Genomic DNA, 19,145 nt, shown 5'->3' with positions numbered 1-19,145 from the left:
TTCAATAAATGCGGGCGCAATCGAAGCACCTAAAAATCCAAGCCTAAATCCACCGTCCTGACCGAATGGGTGAGTGCGCCAGAAGAGATGAAATCGACCCCCGTGGCGGCAATGGAGGCGACGCGCGCGCAGGTCACATTGCCGCTGGCTTCGGTTGTGAGTTTGCCGTCCACAAGGGCCACCGCTTGGCGGAGCATATCATTGTCCATATTATCCAGCAGGACAACATTCGCGCCACCGACGGCCAAAACCTCGGCCAGTTGATCCAGACGATCCACTTCAATTTCAACAATCGTCATATGCGAGCCGTTCGCCTTGGCCGCCGCAAGAACCGCGCCGATGCCGCCTGCGGCGGCGATGTGGTTGTCCTTGATCAGGATCGCGTCCGACAGCGAATATCGATGGTTTGAGCCGCCCCCATGCAGCACCGCCAGTTTTTCAACGCTGCGCAATCCGGGGGTTGTTTTGCGGGTACAGGTGATGCGCGCTTTGGTACCTTCGGTTTGCGCGACAAACTGCGCGGTTTGGGTCGCGATTCCAGTCAAGCGCCCCGCAAAATTCAAGGCCACGCGCTCCGCCGAAAGGATCGACGCCGCAGAGCCTTCGATCTGCATCAAGGTGTCGCCCATTTTGCAAGGCTGGCCGTCGAAAAACAACGTGGTCACGCTCAGGGTGGGATCAACGAGGCGAAAGGCGAGGGCGGCGATTTGCATCCCCGAAATCACCGCATCTTCGCGGGCGTTTATGCGGGCTTTATAGGTCGTGCCGTGCGGGATGACCGCGCGGGTGGTGACATCGCCATAAGCGCCCAAATCCTCAAATAATGCGTTGCGCACGAGTGGTTCGAGCAGCAGATCAGGCAGGCTTGCGTGGGAGGTCATAGTGCGTCCTTTAGAGTTTGCGCTTGGGCCAAAGTCATCATCGAGCGTTGGGCGGGACCCGTGCTCATCTGGGGAAAATCGGTGCGTTCATGCGCCCCTCGGCTTTCTTCGCGTAGAAGGGCGCTGGCGGCAATCAAGGTCGCTGTCGCGCACATGGTGAGAAATTCCACGTTGTTCTGGTTTGCGTCTTCCAAGGCGGCGATCTGGCGCAAAGCTGCGCGTAATCCATCGCCGTTTCTAAGCACTCCGACATGTTCGGTCATCGTCTGGCGTAATGTTTCGATGGCCGTGGCGGGGGGCGTATTGTTTTCCGCCCCAAAGCTCAGAGCGACTTCGGGCGCTTGGTACATAGGTGTGTTGGCGGCGATGTTCACGGCACAAATGCGCGCATAAACCAGCGCCTCAAGCAGCCCGTTTGAGGCAAGACGATTGGCACCGTGCAACCCCGTTGAGGACGCTTCGCCACAGACCCAAAGATTGCCGAGGCTTGAGCGCCCTTCCGCGTTCGTCGCGATGCCACCCATATGGTAATGCGCGGCGGCGGCAACGGGAATTGCTTCAACGCTAGGGTCGATTCCATTGCGCGCGCAGGCCGCAGTTACGGCAGGATAGAGGCCTTTTATTGTATCGCCGAGGGCGGCGCGGGTATCGAGCATGGGGCGATTGCCCGCCTGCGTCTGGGCAAAAATCTCGCGCGCCACAACATCGCGCGGGGCGAGTTCGGCGTCGGAGTGCACGCCGAGCATAAACCGCGTGCCGTGTTTGTTGATCAGGGTCGCACCTTCGCCGCGCAGGGCCTCTGTGGCTAAGGGGGCTGGATCTTCGCCGACATCCAAGGCCGTTGGGTGAAACTGCACGAATTCCGCATCCGCAATCATCGCGCCTGCTCGTGCGGCCATGCCAATGACCTGCCCGCGAATACGGTCGGGATTGGTGGTGAGCGCGTAAAGCCCGCCCGAACCGCCGCCCGCCAATAGATAGGCCGCGCCGCGCAACATCACGGGGGCGGATCGTTCTGGGCCTGAAGCTTGGATCACAATCCCCGTAACCGCCTCGCCTTGGGTTTCAAGCGCCAAGGCCATTGTGCCTTCCAAGATTTGCACTGAGGGGGCCCTGCGTATTTGCTTGATTAAGGCGGCCATGATCGCCGCCCCCGCCTGATCTCCCTTGACGCGCACGACCCGCGCAAAACTATGCGCCGCCTCGCGCGACATGACATAACCGCCTTCGGGGGAGCGATCAAACGGGGTGCCAAGGTCGGTCAACTCAAGGATGTGGTCACGGGCATCTTGGGTTACACGATCGGCGACGGCCTCATCCACGATCCCAGCCCCTGCGCGCACGGTATCCGCCGAGTGCGACGCCGCACTATCCGCTTTTGCCATTGCTGCGGCCACGCCACCCTGTGCCCACGCAGAACTCGCGCCTTGCCCGAGGATTTCGGGCGCAATCACTAGTACCGGCCGCGGTGCAAGCTCAAGCGCCGCATAGAGCGCGCCGAGCCCTGCACCGACGATGACAATACGGTCGGTCGTGATTTCTTTCATGTCAGTTCAGAGCCCAAGCTTGCGTGAAAGATCAATCATCCGCTGCACCGAGACGCGGGCGCGGGCGGCAACATCAGGGTCAACCACGACCTGATTTTCATGCGTGTGCAGAACGTAGAGAATTTTCTCTAGGCTGATTTTCTTCATATAGGGGCACATGTTACATGGCTTGGCGAACTCAATGCTTGGTAATTCATTCGAGATATTTGACGCCATGGAGCATTCTGTCACCAGCATTGCCTTCTCGGGTTTGTTCTTATGCAACCAGTTGATGATGCCGCTGGTGGAGCCAGAAAAATCGGCTTCTGCGACAACGGCGGGCGTACATTCCGGATGCGCGATGATCTTAACCTCTGGGTCAAACTCGCGGTACGCGCGCAATTCTTCGGTGGTGTAAAGCTCGTGGACGATGCAGGACCCTTCCCAGAAGACGATCTTTTTCTTGGATTGATTGGCGACATTTTGCGCCAAAAACTGATCCGGCGTCATGATCACAATGTCGCTGTCCATGGCGTCGACGATCTGAACGGCGTTGGAGGACGTGCAGCAGATATCCGAGGCCGCCTTCACTTCCGCCGTAGTGTTGACATAGGACACAACCGGTGCGCCGGGGTATTTTGCGCGCATTGCTGCGACGCCTTCAGCAGTGATAGATTCCGCGAGGCTACACCCCGCTGCCATGTCGGGCATCAGCACCATTTTCTCGGGGCTCAGAATTTTGCTGGTTTCGGCCATGAAATGAACGCCGCCTTGGACGATGATGTCCGCGTCAACTTCGGTCGCCTTCATCGCAAGTTGCAAACTGTCGCCAACGAAATCCGAGACGCCATGGTAAATTTCGGGCGTCATGTAGTTGTGCCCGAGGATCACGGCATTTTGCTCGCGCTTAAGATCGTTGATCGCTTTGACGTAGGGCGCATAGATGGCCCAATCGGCTGGAGAAACCACCCTGTCCATTTGACTGTAAATATCCTGCATGGAGGATGCCAATTCAACATTCGGTGCAAGATCAAAGTGTTGAGACAGGGTTGTACGAAGCTGAGGTATATCGAGCATTCTAAGGATCTCTTTTCCAAGACGTGACTGCGTGCAGAGTTAACAGGTCAAATAAGGTTTTAAAAGTCGTTAGCTTTTCTTGCGAAAGGTAGAGAGGGTGATTGCCCTTGGCGCGGGCTTTTTATCATCGGGGCGCATGATGGTCAAAAGTCCGGCTCTGTCGCAAAAATAAAACAGGTTTGGCAGTTTGGCGTTCAGGTCCGCATTCGGCGAATGCATCTACCAAATATTCCGGGGCCGTCGTACTGTACGCTGTCTTCTTCTATGTGCGATATGCCGTGTCTTATTGAGACCACGAAGAGATCATGCAGGAGTGTGGCGTTGAAGTTGACCATGCAACCTTGAACAGATGAATGGTGAAATATGCGCCATTGATTTCCAGCGATGGAAGTCCTTCACTTTACACTCCAACTACTGTGCAATGTCTCTAACAAACTCGGTCACTGGTTCGAAAATATGGCCATCTGCCGCGCGCAATGCCGCAATGTACCTTGCGCGGTGATCGCTCTCGGCTACCAACGTTCCGCTACCAGACCAATCTAGAAAAATATTTTTGTCGATCCCAGTAAGATAGACATCCGCCATGATCCTTGCCCAGCGTCCATTGCCGTTTGCGAATGGGTGGATCCAGACCAGCTTATGGTGGAATCGCGCTGTGGCTTCCAAGGGTTCGTAGATGCCGTTCTCGCGCCAATAACGGGCATCGTCTAGGCAAGCACGCATCTCCGTCGATATGTGCCAAATTGGTACACCTATGTTCTTCTCGGTCATGCGGTATGCGCCTGCCCAGTCCCAAATTTTCCCGAACAGACGTTTATGGACTTCGCGCGCAGCACCGTCTGTCAGGACGTCGAATGATTTTGGCCGCCGATCGAGCCAAGTCAGACCTTCAACGATGTTGGCCCCCTCCAACTCGTTGAGTTCGCCACGATTGGTGATGTGTTTGACCTTCAGACCAAGCAGTTCGTCGGGCGTCAGTGGGGTGGCACCCGATGGCTCATGTAATGTTAAGGTCACTTCCAGAAATCCCTTGGCATTTCACGCACCAGTTCAGCCGCCAGCTCTTCAATCATCTCTATTTGGCTGCCTAGGCCCTCGGTTTGTTCCTCTAATGCCATGTGCGCGCGGGTGCGCTGGATGATGCGTTCTGCCTTCTTGCGGGCTTGAGTCATAAGGATCTCTTCGATGTCCCCCTCGCGCGGTACAATTGCATAGACCAGCTTACCACCCATTGCGTCAGCCATCTTTGCGAGTTGGTTCACTGAAATTGACCCAATCCGTTCCTTTTCAATCGAGCTGTAGATACTGTTGCGAGAAATACCCAGACGTTCAGCCAAGGTGGCCGCGCTCATGCTGATTGCTTCTTGGAAAGTAGCCAGCCAGCCACCAAGTGGTTTTTCAAAGGCTTGGGACGTCTCTGCTGCGAGGCGGACCCTATTTCTAGCCTGTCTTTGCTTTGTGCGTGCGACGGTCATTTGTCACCCCTTAGCTTAGCATAAAGTTACTCGTTGCCATGCTGATGTATTGCATTTTTAACATTTTTGCAATGCTAGGATAATTCGAAAACTATAAAAAAGACATATTGTGGTATGGCAACGACTGCAGCATGTTAACGCCCGCTTTCCTTCAAGCGTTCCAGATGCCACAATTGGGTATGTCAAAAAAGACCCTGAACAAAACCAATCTGGAAGCACTGGGAGCCGAGCAATTGGCCGCGTTGCTTATCGAGGTGAGTACCGGCAGTGCTGAAATAAAACGCAGGCTACGCTTGGAGCTTAGCCACAACCTCGGGGCTTCCGAGTTGGCACGCGAAGTGCGCAAACGACTCGTGTCGCTGCGAAAATCGACGGGCTTTGTCAGTTGGCGAAAGCGAAAGGCCCTGATCAAGGATCTCAATACACAAGTGACAATGATTGCCGAAAAAATCGCACCAGAGGATCCGACAACCGCGTTTGACCTTTTATGGCAGTTCATTGAAATCGCCCCTTCCACCTATGAGCGTGTGGATGACAGCAGGGGCGACGTTGGCGATGTGTTTCGCTCGGCAATCGAGCAGTTTGAAGACATAGCTTCCCGTGCAATGGTTGATCCAGCAGCGCTGGCCGACCGAGTGTGGATTGCCCTACAGGACAACGGATACGGAGAATGGGACGGCATTATTCCTCTCATGTCTCCTACTCTTGGGGCCGCCGGACTTGCACGGTTGAAGGCCAATGTTCAGACCTATGCTGTGGCCCCTCTTGAGGTTGAAGAGGAAGATCACGAAGCAATCCAGTTTTTGCGCCAACTCCGCGGTGGGAGCACCCACGCAGATGAACGCAAAGCCAGTTTCGTCAAAGGCTGCTTACAAGAGATCGCCTTGGCCGCTGGCGACACGAATGCCTATATAGCGCAATATTCGGATGAGGATCTGAAGAGGAAGGATATTTCGGCGGAAGTGGCCATGCTTTTGCTCGCGGAAGACCGACCTGAAGGGGCGTTGGATCTTCTCCTTGATGCTGACCAAGACGGGCGCACTCTAGGTCGGGATGAATGGGACGCGGCCTATATCGCCTGCCTAACTGTCCTTGAGCGGATTGAAGAAGCCCAAGCGCACCGTTGGGCCTGTTTTGCGGCGACGCTAAACCAAGAGCATTTGCGCCAGTATCTGAAACTTCTGCCGGATTTCGAAGATGTTGAGGTTGAGGATGCTGCCAAGACACATGCCCTATCGTTTCCAAGCTTTTCAACGGCTCTGGAATTTTGCATCACTTGGCCCGACTTGCTGACAGCGGCCCAATTGATCGAAACCCGCGCAGATGAAATCAACGGCGATCACTACTTACTCTTAACACCAGCCGCCGAAGTCCTCCGAGTAAGGTATCCGCTCGCCGCGGTACTTCTTTGGCGCGCAATGATTGACTTTACACTGGGGCAGGGGTGCTCAACACGATACGGCCATGCTGCCGATCACTTGGCGGATTGCACGTCAGTCGATGCAGAGATCGCAGACTACCGAGGGTTTCTCCCTCACGATAGATATCTCCAAACCCTTCAGACACAGCATGATCGAAAATCTTCTTTTTGGGCGAAGGTGCTCTAACCATTTGGAGAAATCGGCATCGGCGGTGTTATACATTAAACCACCCCCAAATGGCTGCGCAGGTCTATTTGCAAAGGTTTCCGCAAATGGGGGGAAAACAACAGGAGGGAGTAAATTTTAGAATTGATGACAATTTTCAAAAGACGCACTAGCCTCCAACCGAGACTATTTGGAGATATGTATGCGAATTTGTGGATGTGAAATATCGGCACAAGAAGTGAGGCTGGCAGTGGTCTATTATGATGACGACGGGCAACCTGCCAAACTTCCAATTGGAACAACCCGGATTGAAATTTCAGACGATACCTCGGATGCAGAATTAAAGTTTTGTTTGGCGCAATTGCAAGCCTTTGCCGATGAGCACAAAATTGAGACCTTCATCATTAAATCTCGGGCGCGCAAAGGCAAAATGGCTGGTGGACCGGCTACCTTTAAGCTCGAGACACTTATCCAGCTCGTTGACGGCACAAAGACGCGGTTTGTGCATGCTGCCACACTTGCAGCTTTTTCCAAAAAAGAGATCCAAGGCTATCCCGATAAGCTACCTGTCTATCTCAAGAATGCATACGTTACTGGCGTGTATGGTCTCAGCAAGTTGCCCTAATTAGATCATTGCCTATGATAGCCGGGGCAGGGGGCTTGCACTTCAAATGTGCCTCCAATAGCTGGCTCAATGAACATCAGGCGGTGTGACGTTAACTCGCATACTTAATTCCCAGAGGTTTAGAGTTGCTGAGAATTGAAAATTTTTAGCTGAACTACACCCTAAAGGTGTCTGCGCGAGGCAAAGTATTTATTCACTCCGCTGTCCAATGGGAAACGTTAAAATGGGTCGATTGGTTCAATAACCGTCGCCTGCTTGAGCACATCGGATACATCCCGCCAGCAGAGCCAAAAGAGAGGTACTATGCATAAACTCACCACATTAGATATGGTCGCATAACATCAAGTAATCAGCCTCCGGATTTAGAGGGCTGTAAGTTGGGCGCTACAGCAGTAATATTTCTACATCAGAAAGAGTGAACACCATCACCTCAGAACCAATCGAACATGTCCTTTGTGACCCTGATCACTGCATCCAAGTGCGGGGCGCTCGCGTTCATAACCTTAAAAATATAGACGTTGATCTGCCACGCAACGCGTTGGTGGTATTTACTGGCCTCTCGGGGTCCGGAAAATCATCGCTCGCGTTCGGGACGCTGTTTGCGGAATCCCAGCGGCGCTATCTGGATTCGGTGTCGCCTTACGCGCGACGCCTAATTGATCAGGTCGGTGAACCGGATGTCGATTCCATCGATGGCCTGCCGCCCGCGGTCGCGCTCCAGCAGCAACGCGGTGCGCCGTCAGCGCGATCCTCGGTTGGTAGCGTGACGACCATCTCAAACGGGTTGCGCATGTTGTTTTCGCGGGCAGGGCAATATCCACGCGGCCAGCAAATTCTTTATGCCGATGCGTTTTCGCCAAATACGCCGGAGGGGGCATGCCCGCGTTGCCACGGGATAGGGCGGGTGTTTGAAGTCACGGAAAGACTGCTCGTTCCGGACGATACCAAGACCATCCGTGAGCGTGCCATCGCTGCCTGGCCGCCTGCGTGGGGCGGACAAAACCTGCGCGATATCCTTGCGTCGCTTGGCCATGACATCGATATCCCGTGGAAGGATTTGCCGCAAAAAGACCGCAACTGGATGTTGTTCACGGAAGAGACACCTACAGTGCCGGTTTATGCGGGGCTTACCCCAGCGCAAACCCGTGTGGCGCAGCAGCGTGACATGGCGCCGAGCTATATGGGGACGTTTTCCAGTGCCGAGCGCTATGTTTTACACTCATTTGCAACCACCCAAAGCCACCGCACTAAGAAACGCGTTTCGCAGTTCATGCAGATTTCTGAGTGCCCAGAGTGCAACGGCAAGAAGTTAAAGCGCGAGTCGCTTGCGGTGAAATTTGCGGACTTAGATATTGGCGAGGTGTCGCAACTTACGCTGAGCGAGCTTGCCGAAACTCTGCGCGAAACGGCCCATGCGAAACCGTGCGAGGGCGATCAGCACCCCGAAAAGATCATCGTGGCGCAGCGCATCGCCAGCGATATATTGGCCCGCGTCGATGCGCTTACGACGCTGGGCCTTGGCTACCTTTCACTTGAACGCGGCACACCGACCCTGTCGCCCGGGGAATTACAACGTCTGCGGTTGGCGACGCAGATACGATCACAGTTGTTTGGTGTGATTTATGTTCTGGACGAACCCTCTGCTGGGTTGCATCCGTCCGACACGCTGGCGCTGCTGGGGGCGCTGGATGAGCTCAAGGGGTCTGGAAACTCGCTTTTCGTGGTTGAGCATGATGACAATGTCATCCGCCATGCCGACTGGATTGTGGATATCGGACCAGACGCGGGAACCCATGGCGGCGAGGTGGTATATAACGGGCCGATTGAAGGGCTGCGCGACGTTGAGGCATCGCATACGGGGCGGTATCTATTCAGCCCGGAGGTTGCGACGGGTCGCAATCCACGAGAGCCCAAGGGTTGGCTGAGGCTTGAAGGGGTCGAGCGCAACAATCTGCGTGGCCTTGATGTTGAGTTTCCGCTTGGAGTTTTAGCGACGGTCACGGGTGTATCAGGCTCGGGTAAATCCAGCCTTGTCAGTCAGGCACTGGTCGAGCTCGCCGGCGACGCCTTGGGAAAGAAGGCAGTTCTTGATGCCCCAAGCGATGAGGCCGAGTTGCTAGAGAGGGAACTTGAAACCTCAACTGGTGGGCGGATCGTTCACGGGATGCAGGGTATCCGGCGCTTGGTGACGGTCGATCAAAAACCCATCGGACGCACGCCGAGGTCCAATCTTGCGACCTATACGGGGCTGTTTGATCATGTTCGCAGGCTCTTTGCGGCGACCCCGAAAGCGAAGGCGCGCCGCTATGATGTTGGGCGTTTTTCGTTCAACGTCGCGAAGGGGCGGTGCACCAATTGCGAGGGCGCGGGATTTGTCAGCGTTGAATTACTGTTCCTTCCCAGCGTCTATGCGCCCTGTCCCGTGTGTCAGGGGCAGCGCTATAATGCCCAGACCTTGGAAATTACATATCGCGACAAGACCATCGCGCAAGTGCTCGACCTGACTGTCGAGAAGGCGCATGATTTTTTCGCCGATGACCGAACGGTGTTGCGCGCGCTTGATGCATTGTTGCAGGTCGGCCTTGGATATCTACGACTTGGACAGCCTGCGACCGAGCTGTCGGGCGGTGAAGCGCAACGGATCAAGCTTGCGACGGAGTTGCAACGCGCCGGACGCAATGACACGCTTTACATATTGGACGAGCCTACTACCGGCTTGCACCCGAAGGATGTCAAAATGCTGATGGTCCAATTAAACGAGCTGGTTGATGCGGGCAACTCTATCATTCTGGTGGAACACAACATGCAGGTCGCCAGAAATAGCGATTGGATCATCGACATCGGTCCGGGTGCCGGAGATGAGGGCGGGGCGATCGTCGCGCAGGGCATTCCGGCCAGCGTAGCGAAGTCAAAAGCCAGCCGAACCGCGGCCTTTTTGTTTCCGGAGCGGTAGCGTTAGATTGATAAGTTTCAGAATGGGGGGCAAACGAATTCCGGCCGCAGACCTTCGTAGACAGGGCGTCCGTCCGAGGGTTTGGCGCGAGGTATCATAAAAGGCGTGATACGTTGGGGCAGGGAAATTTGCCTCATCGTAGCCCATGACGTTCGGCACCGCGACGCGGATTCGCTTTTGTTTGTCATCCAGCATCAAAACCGCACAGTTCAAGAGAGCCGTCGGGATTGTCCCTATTGAACGGTTGGCGGTTCATTTTCTCTGGGTGGTCGATCTGTGGATCACCGTGATTGAAAAATGCCATATGGGTGGTTTGTTGGCCGGTCACGCCTTTGCAAACATCGCAATGACAGACGTGATTGTCGATGAGTTCGGCTGTGGATTTGATGTGGACGTGGTCGCACCCACCTGAATAGGAACTGGAGATAGTACTTCTCCTTTTGCGCATATCCTGTTGGATCGCTGTTAAAATGATAATAGATGCCTCGTGATGGCGTCCATCAATGGCAGGTTTAGATGGCCATATTGACAGTCTGAAACCCTGAATCACGGTTATAGACTGTCAAGAAATTGAACTGTTCTCGGCGTGAGTTTTTGGGCGGGTCAGATTGCAATCTGTCCTGCCGCGTAAACAATGACCGCTGTCGAAAACGCCGGAAACGAAGAAGGGTGTTCGCGCGAAAACTCTTCTTCAAGCACAACCAGCACAATACCACCGGCGAGAAACGACAACAGAAGAGTGACCAGAACCGGCGAGATGAAGGTGGTGATGCCGACAATCCACCCGGCAAGTATAGCAACAGTCAGCGCCCACCGCCCGATACGTTGATAGACTTCTTTGTGGATTTTCATCATCCGGTAATCCACGACCAAAAAATGAACAGCCATCGAAAGTGCAAAAATGACAATTGCCACGGGATCATTCATCTGGACGATGAGATATCCGATGATTGCTTTGTAAAACGCGTAAGACGCAAGATGTATCCATACCCGCAATCCAGTTGGTTTTTCCACAAGGCGTTCCATTCCATAGAACGCGACGAGACCGATCAGGAGCGGCAGAAACGGGCTGTGCTTCGGGGTTTCCGCCATAGGTCCAAGGGATTCTGGAAAGGCAATTGTCCCGTCAACGATCTTGGGCAGAAGGCCGAGAAAGACATAACTGATGGAAATGCCATCAGCGAACGACAGCCAATACTTCTGAGGCATTTGGTGTTTCCACCGCAACATATCAGCAAGCAAATGGACAAGGCTGAGAAATACAACCGACGCAAGCGAAAGCCCGATCAGGACAATGGAGTTCATTCCAAATTTCCTTTTTGGCGCGACGGTTGCGCAGTTTTGCGCCTCTCGGCGGGCCAGATCATCCGATGTTTTCTAATCAAACCGGATCCCAACGATCTCAAGATCAACGATGCCGGCGGGCTTTTGCCATTCGACTGTATCGCCAAGCCGCGCCCCCATCAGCGCAACGCCAAGCGGCGAATATGGGGCAATCAAGCCATGCGTCGGGTCTGCCTCATCCTCGCCGACAATCCGAAAGGTCTGGCGATTGTCGTCTTCGGTGATAACTTCGATCTCTGCGCCAAATGCGACGATGTCCGGGGCGTGGCGTTCGGGATCAACGAGGATCGCACGGCTGACACGCCCTTCAAGAAAGCGGATGTCACGTTGAGCAACTGCAATGGCCAACTTGCTGTCAAAGTCATCAGTTTCGCCCCGTAGCTTTGCCAGATCCGACTGACGCGCACTAAGTCGGCTGTTGAGCGCATCGAGACCTGATAGGGTCACCAAGTTTGGATGCGGGCTTTGTGGCAGATCATCCAAGCGAACATTCTCGGTGCCATCGTCTTCTTTTGTAAACGCTTTACTCATGACTATCTCTCCAATGGTTGGCGGCTGGTCGCTATGCGGCCAAGTGTTTCGCGTGGAACCGCAGATGATCTTCGATGAAGCTGGCGATGAAATAGTAGCTGTGATCATAGCCTTCGCGCCGGTTCAGCTCCAATGGATATCCGCTCACTTTCGCTGATGCTTCCAATGTTTCTGGCTTAAGCTGCTCTTCAAGGAAACCGTCAGCTTCACCCTGATCCACAAGTGCGGGAACAGCCCCTTTGGCTTTTCGCATCAGCAGGCTGGCGTCATAATCGGCCCATGCGCCAGTATCCTTGCCCAGATATGCGGCAAAGGCTTTTTGGCCCCAAGGACAGTCGACCGGGTTGCCAATCGGACTGAACGCCGAAACAGATTGAAAGGCGTCAGGGTTGCGAAGCGCCAAAACCAGCGCACCATGACCTCCCATTGAATGGCCAAAAACAGAGCGCTTATCGCTGACTGGGAAAGTGGCCTCGATCAACTGCGGCAGTTCATTCAACACATAGTCGTACATATGGTAGTGACGGTTCCAAGGGGCCTGCGTCGCGTTGACATAAAATCCGGCACCCTGTCCCAGATCATAGCCTTCGTCATCAGCGACACCCACGCCGCGCGGGCTGGTATCGGGGGCGACAATAGCAACGCCAAGCTTTGCTGCGATACGCTGCGCATTGGCCTTTTGCATAAAATTCTCGTCCGTACAGGTCAGCCCGGACAGCCAATAAAGCACCGGCACCTTCTGCCCGTTGGCCGTCTGAGGCGGTAGATAGATTGCAAACCGCATGTCGCAGTTCAGCGTGGTTGAACGGTGCGTGTAATGTTTGGTCCAGCCGCAGAAGCTTTTGTAAACACTCGTGATTTCTAGTGACATGCTGCACCCTTTGCTTGGATATGGGCCGCGCCATATTGGGCGCGACCGACTTATTGGTTTATTTGTCGAAGTGGATGACGGTTCGGATGCTTTTGCCTTCGTGCATCAACTCGAACGCAGTGTTGATGTCCTCAAGACCCATGGTGTGGGTGATGAAATCATTTAGTTTGAATTCACCCTGCATGTAGCGCTCGACGTAATCAGGTAACTCGGAACGACCCTTGACGCCACCAAACGCAGACCCGCGCCAGACACGGCCAGTGACCAGTTGGAAGGGGCGGGTGGAGATTTCCTGACCAGCACCGGCGACACCGATGACGACGGATTCACCCCAGCCCTTGTGGCAGCATTCCAGTGCCGAACGCATGACGTTAACGTTGCCAATACACTCGAACGAATAGTCAACGCCGCCATCGGTCATCTCGACGATCACGTCTTGGATCGGCTTGTCGTGGTCTTTCGGATTGATAAAATCCGTCGCGCCCAGTTTGCGAGCCAAATCAAATTTGCTCTCGTTGATGTCGATCACGATGATCCGGCTGGCCTTGGCCATTGCCGCACCAATCACAGCCGACAGACCAATGCCGCCCATGCCAAAGATCGCGACGGTCGCGCCTTCTTCGACCTTGGCGGTGTTCATCACAGCTCCCATGCCCGTGGTGACACCGCAACCCAGTAAGCAAACTTCTTCCAATGGCGCCTCGGGGTTCACTTTAGCCAGCGAGATTTCCGGCAACACGGTGTATTCCGAGAAAGTCGAGCAGCCCATGTAGTGCAGGATCGGTTTGCCGTCTTTGTAAAAACGGCTGGTGCCATCGGGCATCAAACCGCGCCCTTGGGTTTCGCGGATTTTCTGGCACAGGTTGGTTTTGCCGGATTTGCAGAATTTGCACTCGCCACATTCGGGTGTGTAAAGCGGGATCACGTGATCACCAACGGCCACGCTGGTCACGCCTTCGCCAATGGATTCAACGATCCCGCCGCCTTCGTGGCCCAAAATGACTGGGAACAGGCCTTCGGGATCATCGCCTGACAGGGTGAAAGCATCGGTGTGACAGACGCCGGAAGCGACAATACGGACGCGGACCTCACCGGCCTGCGGCGGCATCACGTCGATCTCTTCAATAGAGAGCGGCTGGTTAACGGCCCAGGCAACGGCGGCCTTGGATTTAATTATATTGGTCATCTCAACTCACTTTTTTCTGGTGCGGCGGTTTGTGATTGATGTTTTACACTATTTCCGTCAAAGGATAATTGGGCGTTTATGCAAATGACTGTTACTGTACTGTAATAGTGAAAATCACTTGGATCGGCGGTAGAGGAAACAATGTTGGCAATTTGGGAAGGCATTTCAGAATTCGTCGCAGTCGCTGAAGCCGAGAGCTTTACCGCCGCCGCCAACCGCTTGGGGATTTCCACGGCGCAGGTCAGCCGTCAAATTGGGGCACTCGAAGCACGGCTGGCCGTCAAACTGTTTTATCGCACCACGCGCAAGGTTTCGATCACCGATACAGGGCAAATCTATTACAATCATTGCCGACAGGTTCTGGATGGGCTGGCAGATGCTGACCGTGCCATCACCGATCTGCACCAGACCCCCAAGGGCAGGCTTAACCTGACCGCGCCCGTGACCTACGGCGAATCCAGAATTGCGCCGCTGATCAACGACTTTGTCGCCCGCTTTCCGGAACTCGAGGTTAATCTGGAGCTGACCAACCAGAGGCTTGATCTGGTGTCGGAAAGCTTCGATCTGGCGATCCGATTGGGCGAGCTTAAAGACAGCACTATGATGGCCAAACGGCTCGCGTCGCGCGCCCATTTCGTCTGTGCCTCGCCGGATTATCTGGCTGTGAATGGTGTGCCGCATACGCTGTCCGAACTTGACCAGCACAATTGTCTGCAAGGAACGCTGGGCTATTGGCGGTTTCAGGAAAAGGGCAAGTCACGCCATATCCGCGTCAAAGGAAATTTGCGTTGCAACAGCGGATGGTCTTTGGTCGATGCCGCTCGAAAAAGCGTCGGGATCATCCAACTGCCTGATTATTACGTCGAAGCGGAGTTGCAGGCCGGCCGGTTGGTGCCCATGCTCGACACTTATCGTGCGCCGGATGATGGAATATGGGCAATCTATCCGCAAAACCGGCATCTGTCGCCGAAAGTGCGATTGCTGTTAGATCATCTGGGTGAAAGGTTGGCTCAAACTTGAACGTTTCGAATTTACACTTGAGAAGGACAGCCAGATGATCGTCAGAGAGTCTCCATCTTCGTTTAAGCTGTTCTTCGTCATGCAAGGATCGGTGGTGCCGAAGATTATCGACAAGATATTGGGCATAGCCCTGCTGTCTGTGATCGTTCTGGCATTAGATCAATACGTCATCCCGTTGCCGCACATCTCGATAGCCGCGATGGGTATATTTGGCGTCGCACTGTCGCTGTTCCTGGGATTTCGCAACAACGCCGCCTATGATCGTTGGTGGGAAGCCCGCAAGCTGTGGGGTGGAATGATTGCTGATGTGCGCAATCTGGGGCGGCACATGTGCGTTTTTGTCGGCAAGGGGGAAGATCGAGAGCATATCCTATCTTGCGCAGTTGCTTTCGCGCATTTGCACCGCGGCTTTTTGCGCAGTGTGGATGTGAAGTCCGACATCGTCGGCTGGATAGGCGAAGAAAAAACCACCGCGATGACGGCTCACAAGAACCCTGCAGATGCAGCTTTGCGGTCTATTGCTGACAAAATCGGCCTGCTGATGCGTAAAGACGCAATCAGTGGATTTGGGCAAATGACGATCTCGCAAACGCTGTCGTCGATGGCATTGGCGCAGGCCGGATGTGAACGGATATTCACGACGCCACTACCCTTCGTCTATTCCCTGTTGGTGCGGCGAACGACCTATCTATACTGCTGGCTGCTGCCCTTCGCGCTGATTGAGGCAACCGGCTGGTTCGCACCTGTCTTCGCCGCAATTGTGGCCTATGCGTTCTTTGGACTTCAGGCTGTAACGAACGAGTTGGAACTGCCATTCCGCAACGTTCAGAACGGCCTGCCATTGGATGCGATGTGTCGCACGATTGAAATATCGGTATCTGAAGCGTTGGAAAGGTCGCCGCCGGTCGCCCTGTCTGCGACGAACCATGTGCTGAGTTAAATTACTGTAAGAGCGTGTCTTTCAAAAGAACGACACTTGTTGGCGTGTTCAATTCCCGTCTGAGCCCAATAATCCATTTTTCTGCAATGCAGCCAAGGTCTGCTTTCACAGAAGAGGCCGAAACCTTGAACAACTGCTTTAGGTTTGAATGGGTCACTCTTACGCGGCGATCTAAGGATATGATTGCAAGCATTCAGCCGGATGGTGTCATGGCCAAGGACAGGGGTCTGATTGATTAAGGGAAACTTTCGTCTCCAATAAAAGCCCAGATTAACGCGCTTATGTCGAATCTGACTTCCGTGATCATGGTGATTGTTGGCCTAGGGGCCTTTGACCGCCGAATGAGCATCTGGAGAAAAGCGGCCATCGATTAGCTTCACTGCTAACGGCAGGTTTGATCCCGTCACACCGGAATTCTGCAACGCAGCGAATAACGAGGGAGGTCAAATTCTTCAATAGTTGAGCGGGTATTAAAAAGGTCGACGATGTTGGAAAACTTCCCGACCTCTAAGAACTTGATACGCGGCGGATTGTCTGCCGCCGCATATCAGTTTCAATCAGGCCAAAACGTCCTGCTCTAGTTGCCGTGTCTCAAACTCTGCAGTTCGCTGCGCTGATGGTTGCGCTTCGCACCGTTCGATCCATGCCTTGATGGCCGGGTGGTCGGGGGCTGAGGCGGGAAACCATGTGAACGGCGAGACCATCAGCAAGTCAGCCGCCGTAAATTTATCTCCCATAAGGAAAGGCGCTTGCTCAAGGGCATTGGCCAATCGACTTGTCATCTCCGGCACCCCTCGGAAGGTGACATCAAGGATGGGGTGCGACACCTCCGCAGCCGCGATCACGATGACCGGCTCGACAACGTTGCCATACCAAGCAAGCCAACTCAGATACCGCCCACGTTGCGGATCACCGGCGACAGGCCCCATTCCTGCATCTGGAAAAAGGTCGGTCAGGTAGAGGATGATCGCATTCGATTCCCATATTTCAATACCGTCATGAACCAGTAACGGCACCTTGCCTTCGGGATGCGGGTTTTTCGGATCGTGTCCGCCCGATCCATCCTGACGCGCGACACCGACGACACGGATTTCGACCTGTGTCCAGATGTCTAGTTCGTCGATCAGGCGGATGATGCGTGAAGACCGCGAGTGGGGCGCATGATATAGGGTGAGCACAGTGTTGTTTTCCATGTTTGGTTTCGATCTGGTGTCGGTTATAGAGGGGGTCTACTGTCAGTTTCCGTCAGGATGTTATGAGCCGCCCCGAACGCCTTTTTCGCTTGATGAACGCCTTGCGGGTGTTGCCCAAGCCCGTGACCGCTGCTCGGCTCGCCATCGAGACCGAAGTGTCGGAACGCACGCTTTATCGCGATATTGCAAGCCTGCGGGCGAGTGGCGCCTTGATCGACGGGGCGGCAGGGGTTGGCTACACCCTAACCGAAGATCCCGCTCTGCCGCCCCAGACCTTTGACCGGATTGAGATGGAAGCCCTGGTTGTCGGCCTGAGCGATGTGCGCCAGCGTGGTGATGCACAATTGGCCAAGGCGGCCGAGTCCGCGCTCGCAAAGATCGCAGCGACCCTGCCGGAACGCCTGCAGCGCCAAATTCTTCATGCAACGCATATGGTCTATCGTTATCAAGTCCCCCCAAACGTAGCGCCGGATATTTCCCAGATCCGGACTGCCAGCTGGGAAGAAACCGCAATCGACCTTCGATATCGAGATGTGGATGGAGCGCTCACCGATCGGCGCGTCTATCCGCTCGCGATTGTGTACCTCGACAGAGGCCCAGGACTTCTCGCTTGGTGTTGCCTCCGGAAGGACTTTAGGAAGTTCCTCATGTCGCGAATGGAATCGGCAGAACCAGCCGACGAGAGCTTTCGGCCAAACCGTGTCAGGCTGCTGCGCGACTATATTTCACAGATGTCTGAAGAAAGCTTAAACCAGATGTCGGTCCCGAAACAGGGCGGCCCAATAAACGACGTTTGGTAAGGAGATTTGTCACGGCGTTGGCGACCGCTCCATTGAACACATAAATCCCGGCGCAGAGTCGGCGGCTTTGATGATTGGCGTTTGGTCAGAGGTGATGACCAGCGTCGTTCTGTAAAACTAATTGAGGATAGGTTGTTCCCAAACCGATTCCTCTCGATAGACAAAAGGTGTGCGTTACATGACTTGCGGCTATTGAGTTAGGGTGAATTTGGGGTTGCACTTTTTGGCTATTTCGATAACCAGTAATTTAATTCTCAGGGCGGGGTGAAATTCCCCACCGGCGGTAAGCGAACACGTTCGTAAGCCCGCGAGCGCCTTATATTCTTGTGTAAGGGTCCAGCAGATTGGGTGTGATTCCCGAGCCGACGGTCATAGTCCGGATGAAAGAGAGTGTGTTTTCCGCCTGTGCCCTTTGCGCAGCGCGCATTGCATGTGATCGCCTTGGCCAATAGTTTGCTAAAGGAAAGACATATGCAACAAGCTCAATACGCCTTCATAAAAGCCAATTGGCATTCCGATATTGTTGATCAGGCGCTGGTCGGGTTTTGCGAAGTCATTGACAGCCATGACATAGACGTTTTTGATGTGCCTGGCGCGTTTGAAATGCCGTTGATGGCGCGGGAGTTGGCACGCACAGGTCGGTATAGCGCAATCGTGTGCGCAGCGCTGGTCGTCGATGGCGGGATATATCGCCACGAGTTTGTGGCGCAGGCTGTTGTTACGGGCCTAATGCAGGCTGGACTTGAGACTGGTGTGCCAATTTTGTCAGTATCCTTGACGCCGCACCACTTTCAAGAAACCACCCACCACATGAGCATTTTCGCCGACCACTTCGTGCAAAAGGGTCGTGAGGCCGCAAATGCCGCGCTGATGATTGGACGTACTCGTGCCGTTGTTTTAGACACGGAAAGCACGAACAGCCTTGATCGCGTAGGATAACATACCATGCCCATTCAGGGTCTGGCGGGTCATTAGGCTCAGGTCTCATAACCAAAATAGGACTGTAGGAGCGAGTGCGATTGCGGAGATGAATACGTTAGGGCATCGATCATATCGTGTTGAAACGCGCCGCCAGTCTTTCAGCTTTCCAAACATATGTTCGATCCTGTTGCGCCTTTTATACCGGCGCTTGTCATG

The 19,145-nt window shown here is 54.3% G+C and carries 19 protein-coding genes and 1 riboswitch; of the genes, 8 read left to right on the top strand and 11 right to left on the bottom strand.

Translation table 11 applies throughout. The features are described from left to right. Positions 1–29 precede the first annotated feature (29 nt). The 5 genes from nadC to AB9F27_RS18565 all read right to left on the bottom strand — a co-directional run bounded on the left by nadC (position 30) and on the right by AB9F27_RS18565 (position 4,959). The gene (gene nadC / locus AB9F27_RS18585; RefSeq protein ID WP_335585164.1) at positions 30–881 is read right to left on the bottom strand and encodes a carboxylating nicotinate-nucleotide diphosphorylase; all 852 of its coding nucleotides are present in this window, start codon (positions 879–881) and stop codon (positions 30–32) included. Beyond that, positions 878–2,428 (bottom strand): L-aspartate oxidase, encoded by a 1,551-nt coding sequence (locus tag AB9F27_RS18580; RefSeq protein WP_335585163.1) that lies wholly within the window; start codon positions 2,426–2,428, stop codon positions 878–880. The genes nadC and AB9F27_RS18580 overlap by 4 nt, the downstream gene beginning before the upstream one ends. Positions 2,429–2,434: 6 nt before the next feature. Next, complete coding sequence (gene nadA, locus AB9F27_RS18575) at positions 2,435–3,484, bottom strand: quinolinate synthase NadA (protein ID WP_335585162.1); 1,050 nt, start codon at positions 3,482–3,484, stop codon at positions 2,435–2,437. A 411-nt stretch (positions 3,485–3,895) separates the two neighbouring features. Continuing rightward, positions 3,896–4,501 carry a mobile mystery protein B gene (locus tag AB9F27_RS18570; protein ID WP_335585161.1) on the bottom strand — a complete coding sequence of 202 codons (606 nt, stop codon included), beginning with the start codon at positions 4,499–4,501 and terminating at the stop codon, positions 3,896–3,898. Beyond that, positions 4,498–4,959, bottom strand: a complete 462-nt coding sequence (locus AB9F27_RS18565) for a hypothetical protein (protein WP_335585160.1) — start codon at positions 4,957–4,959, stop codon at positions 4,498–4,500. The genes AB9F27_RS18570 and AB9F27_RS18565 overlap by 4 nt, the downstream gene beginning before the upstream one ends. Before the next feature lie 131 nt (positions 4,960–5,090). Here AB9F27_RS18565 and AB9F27_RS18560 point away from each other — a divergent pair, with 131 nt between their 5' ends. From AB9F27_RS18560 to AB9F27_RS18545, 4 genes are all read left to right on the top strand, one after another. After that, on the top strand, positions 5,091–6,566 hold the full coding sequence (locus AB9F27_RS18560) for a DUF6880 family protein (protein WP_335585159.1): 1,476 nt from the start codon (positions 5,091–5,093) through the stop codon (positions 6,564–6,566). A gap of 181 nt (positions 6,567–6,747) precedes the next feature. After that, complete coding sequence (locus AB9F27_RS18555) at positions 6,748–7,170, top strand: DUF3010 family protein (protein WP_335585158.1); 423 nt, start codon at positions 6,748–6,750, stop codon at positions 7,168–7,170. A 415-nt stretch (positions 7,171–7,585) separates the two neighbouring features. Then, positions 7,586–10,123 (top strand): excinuclease ABC subunit UvrA, encoded by a 2,538-nt coding sequence (locus tag AB9F27_RS18550; RefSeq protein ID WP_335585157.1) that lies wholly within the window; start codon positions 7,586–7,588, stop codon positions 10,121–10,123. A gap of 181 nt (positions 10,124–10,304) precedes the next feature. Then, positions 10,305–10,535 carry a hypothetical protein gene (locus AB9F27_RS18545; RefSeq protein ID WP_335585156.1) on the top strand — a complete coding sequence of 77 codons (231 nt, stop codon included), beginning with the start codon at positions 10,305–10,307 and terminating at the stop codon, positions 10,533–10,535. Positions 10,536–10,726: 191 nt separating this feature from the next. Here the strand turns inward: AB9F27_RS18545 and AB9F27_RS18540 are convergent, their stop codons facing one another. The 4 genes from AB9F27_RS18540 to AB9F27_RS18525 all read right to left on the bottom strand — a co-directional run bounded on the left by AB9F27_RS18540 (position 10,727) and on the right by AB9F27_RS18525 (position 14,046). Beyond that, the gene (locus AB9F27_RS18540) at positions 10,727–11,428 is read right to left on the bottom strand and encodes a hypothetical protein (protein ID WP_335585155.1); all 702 of its coding nucleotides are present in this window, start codon (positions 11,426–11,428) and stop codon (positions 10,727–10,729) included. A 72-nt stretch (positions 11,429–11,500) separates the two neighbouring features. Next, the gene (locus AB9F27_RS18535) at positions 11,501–11,998 is read right to left on the bottom strand and encodes a GreA/GreB family elongation factor (RefSeq protein ID WP_335585154.1); all 498 of its coding nucleotides are present in this window, start codon (positions 11,996–11,998) and stop codon (positions 11,501–11,503) included. Between the two features lie 31 nt (positions 11,999–12,029). After that, positions 12,030–12,869, bottom strand: coding sequence for an S-formylglutathione hydrolase (fghA, locus tag AB9F27_RS18530; protein ID WP_335585153.1), 840 nt, complete (start codon positions 12,867–12,869; stop codon positions 12,030–12,032). 58 nt (positions 12,870–12,927) lie between these two features. Beyond that, complete coding sequence (locus AB9F27_RS18525; protein WP_369758015.1) at positions 12,928–14,046, bottom strand: S-(hydroxymethyl)glutathione dehydrogenase/class III alcohol dehydrogenase; 1,119 nt, start codon at positions 14,044–14,046, stop codon at positions 12,928–12,930. A gap of 150 nt (positions 14,047–14,196) precedes the next feature. On the opposite strand from AB9F27_RS18525, the gene AB9F27_RS18520 reads away from it, so the two are divergent. Further along, positions 14,197–15,075, top strand: a complete 879-nt coding sequence (locus AB9F27_RS18520; protein ID WP_335585152.1) for a LysR substrate-binding domain-containing protein — start codon at positions 14,197–14,199, stop codon at positions 15,073–15,075. Positions 15,076–15,109: 34 nt separating this feature from the next. Beyond that, positions 15,110–16,015: a bestrophin family ion channel gene (locus AB9F27_RS18515; RefSeq protein ID WP_335585151.1), complete on the top strand. Its 906-nt coding sequence runs from the start codon at positions 15,110–15,112 to the stop codon at positions 16,013–16,015. Between the two features lie 557 nt (positions 16,016–16,572). Here AB9F27_RS18515 and AB9F27_RS18510 read toward each other — a convergent pair. Continuing rightward, on the bottom strand, positions 16,573–17,208 hold the full coding sequence (locus AB9F27_RS18510) for a glutathione S-transferase family protein (protein WP_335585150.1): 636 nt from the start codon (positions 17,206–17,208) through the stop codon (positions 16,573–16,575). Between the two features lie 62 nt (positions 17,209–17,270). Here AB9F27_RS18510 and AB9F27_RS18505 point away from each other — a divergent pair, with 62 nt between their 5' ends. Both AB9F27_RS18505 and AB9F27_RS18500 read left to right on the top strand, forming a co-directional pair. Beyond that, complete coding sequence (locus AB9F27_RS18505; RefSeq protein WP_335585149.1) at positions 17,271–18,008, top strand: YafY family protein; 738 nt, start codon at positions 17,271–17,273, stop codon at positions 18,006–18,008. Positions 18,009–18,254: 246 nt separating this feature from the next. Then, positions 18,255–18,404: riboswitch (FMN riboswitch) on the top strand. Between the two features lie 75 nt (positions 18,405–18,479). Beyond that, entirely contained in the window at positions 18,480–18,947 is a 468-nt protein-coding gene (locus tag AB9F27_RS18500) for a 6,7-dimethyl-8-ribityllumazine synthase (protein WP_335585148.1), read from the top strand. A 45-nt stretch (positions 18,948–18,992) separates the two neighbouring features. Here AB9F27_RS18500 and AB9F27_RS18495 read toward each other — a convergent pair. Next, a partial coding sequence (locus AB9F27_RS18495) for a transposase (protein ID WP_335585243.1) occupies positions 18,993–19,145 on the bottom strand: 153 nt, incomplete at its 5' end.

Origin of the sequence: Falsihalocynthiibacter sp. CO-5D18 (genome assembly GCF_041205445.1) — a bacterium.
Lineage (GTDB): Bacteria > Pseudomonadota > Alphaproteobacteria > Rhodobacterales > Rhodobacteraceae > Falsihalocynthiibacter > Falsihalocynthiibacter arcticus.
The sequence above is the reverse complement of the archived record's forward strand: the minus strand, read 5'-3'. Positions and strand labels throughout refer to the sequence as shown.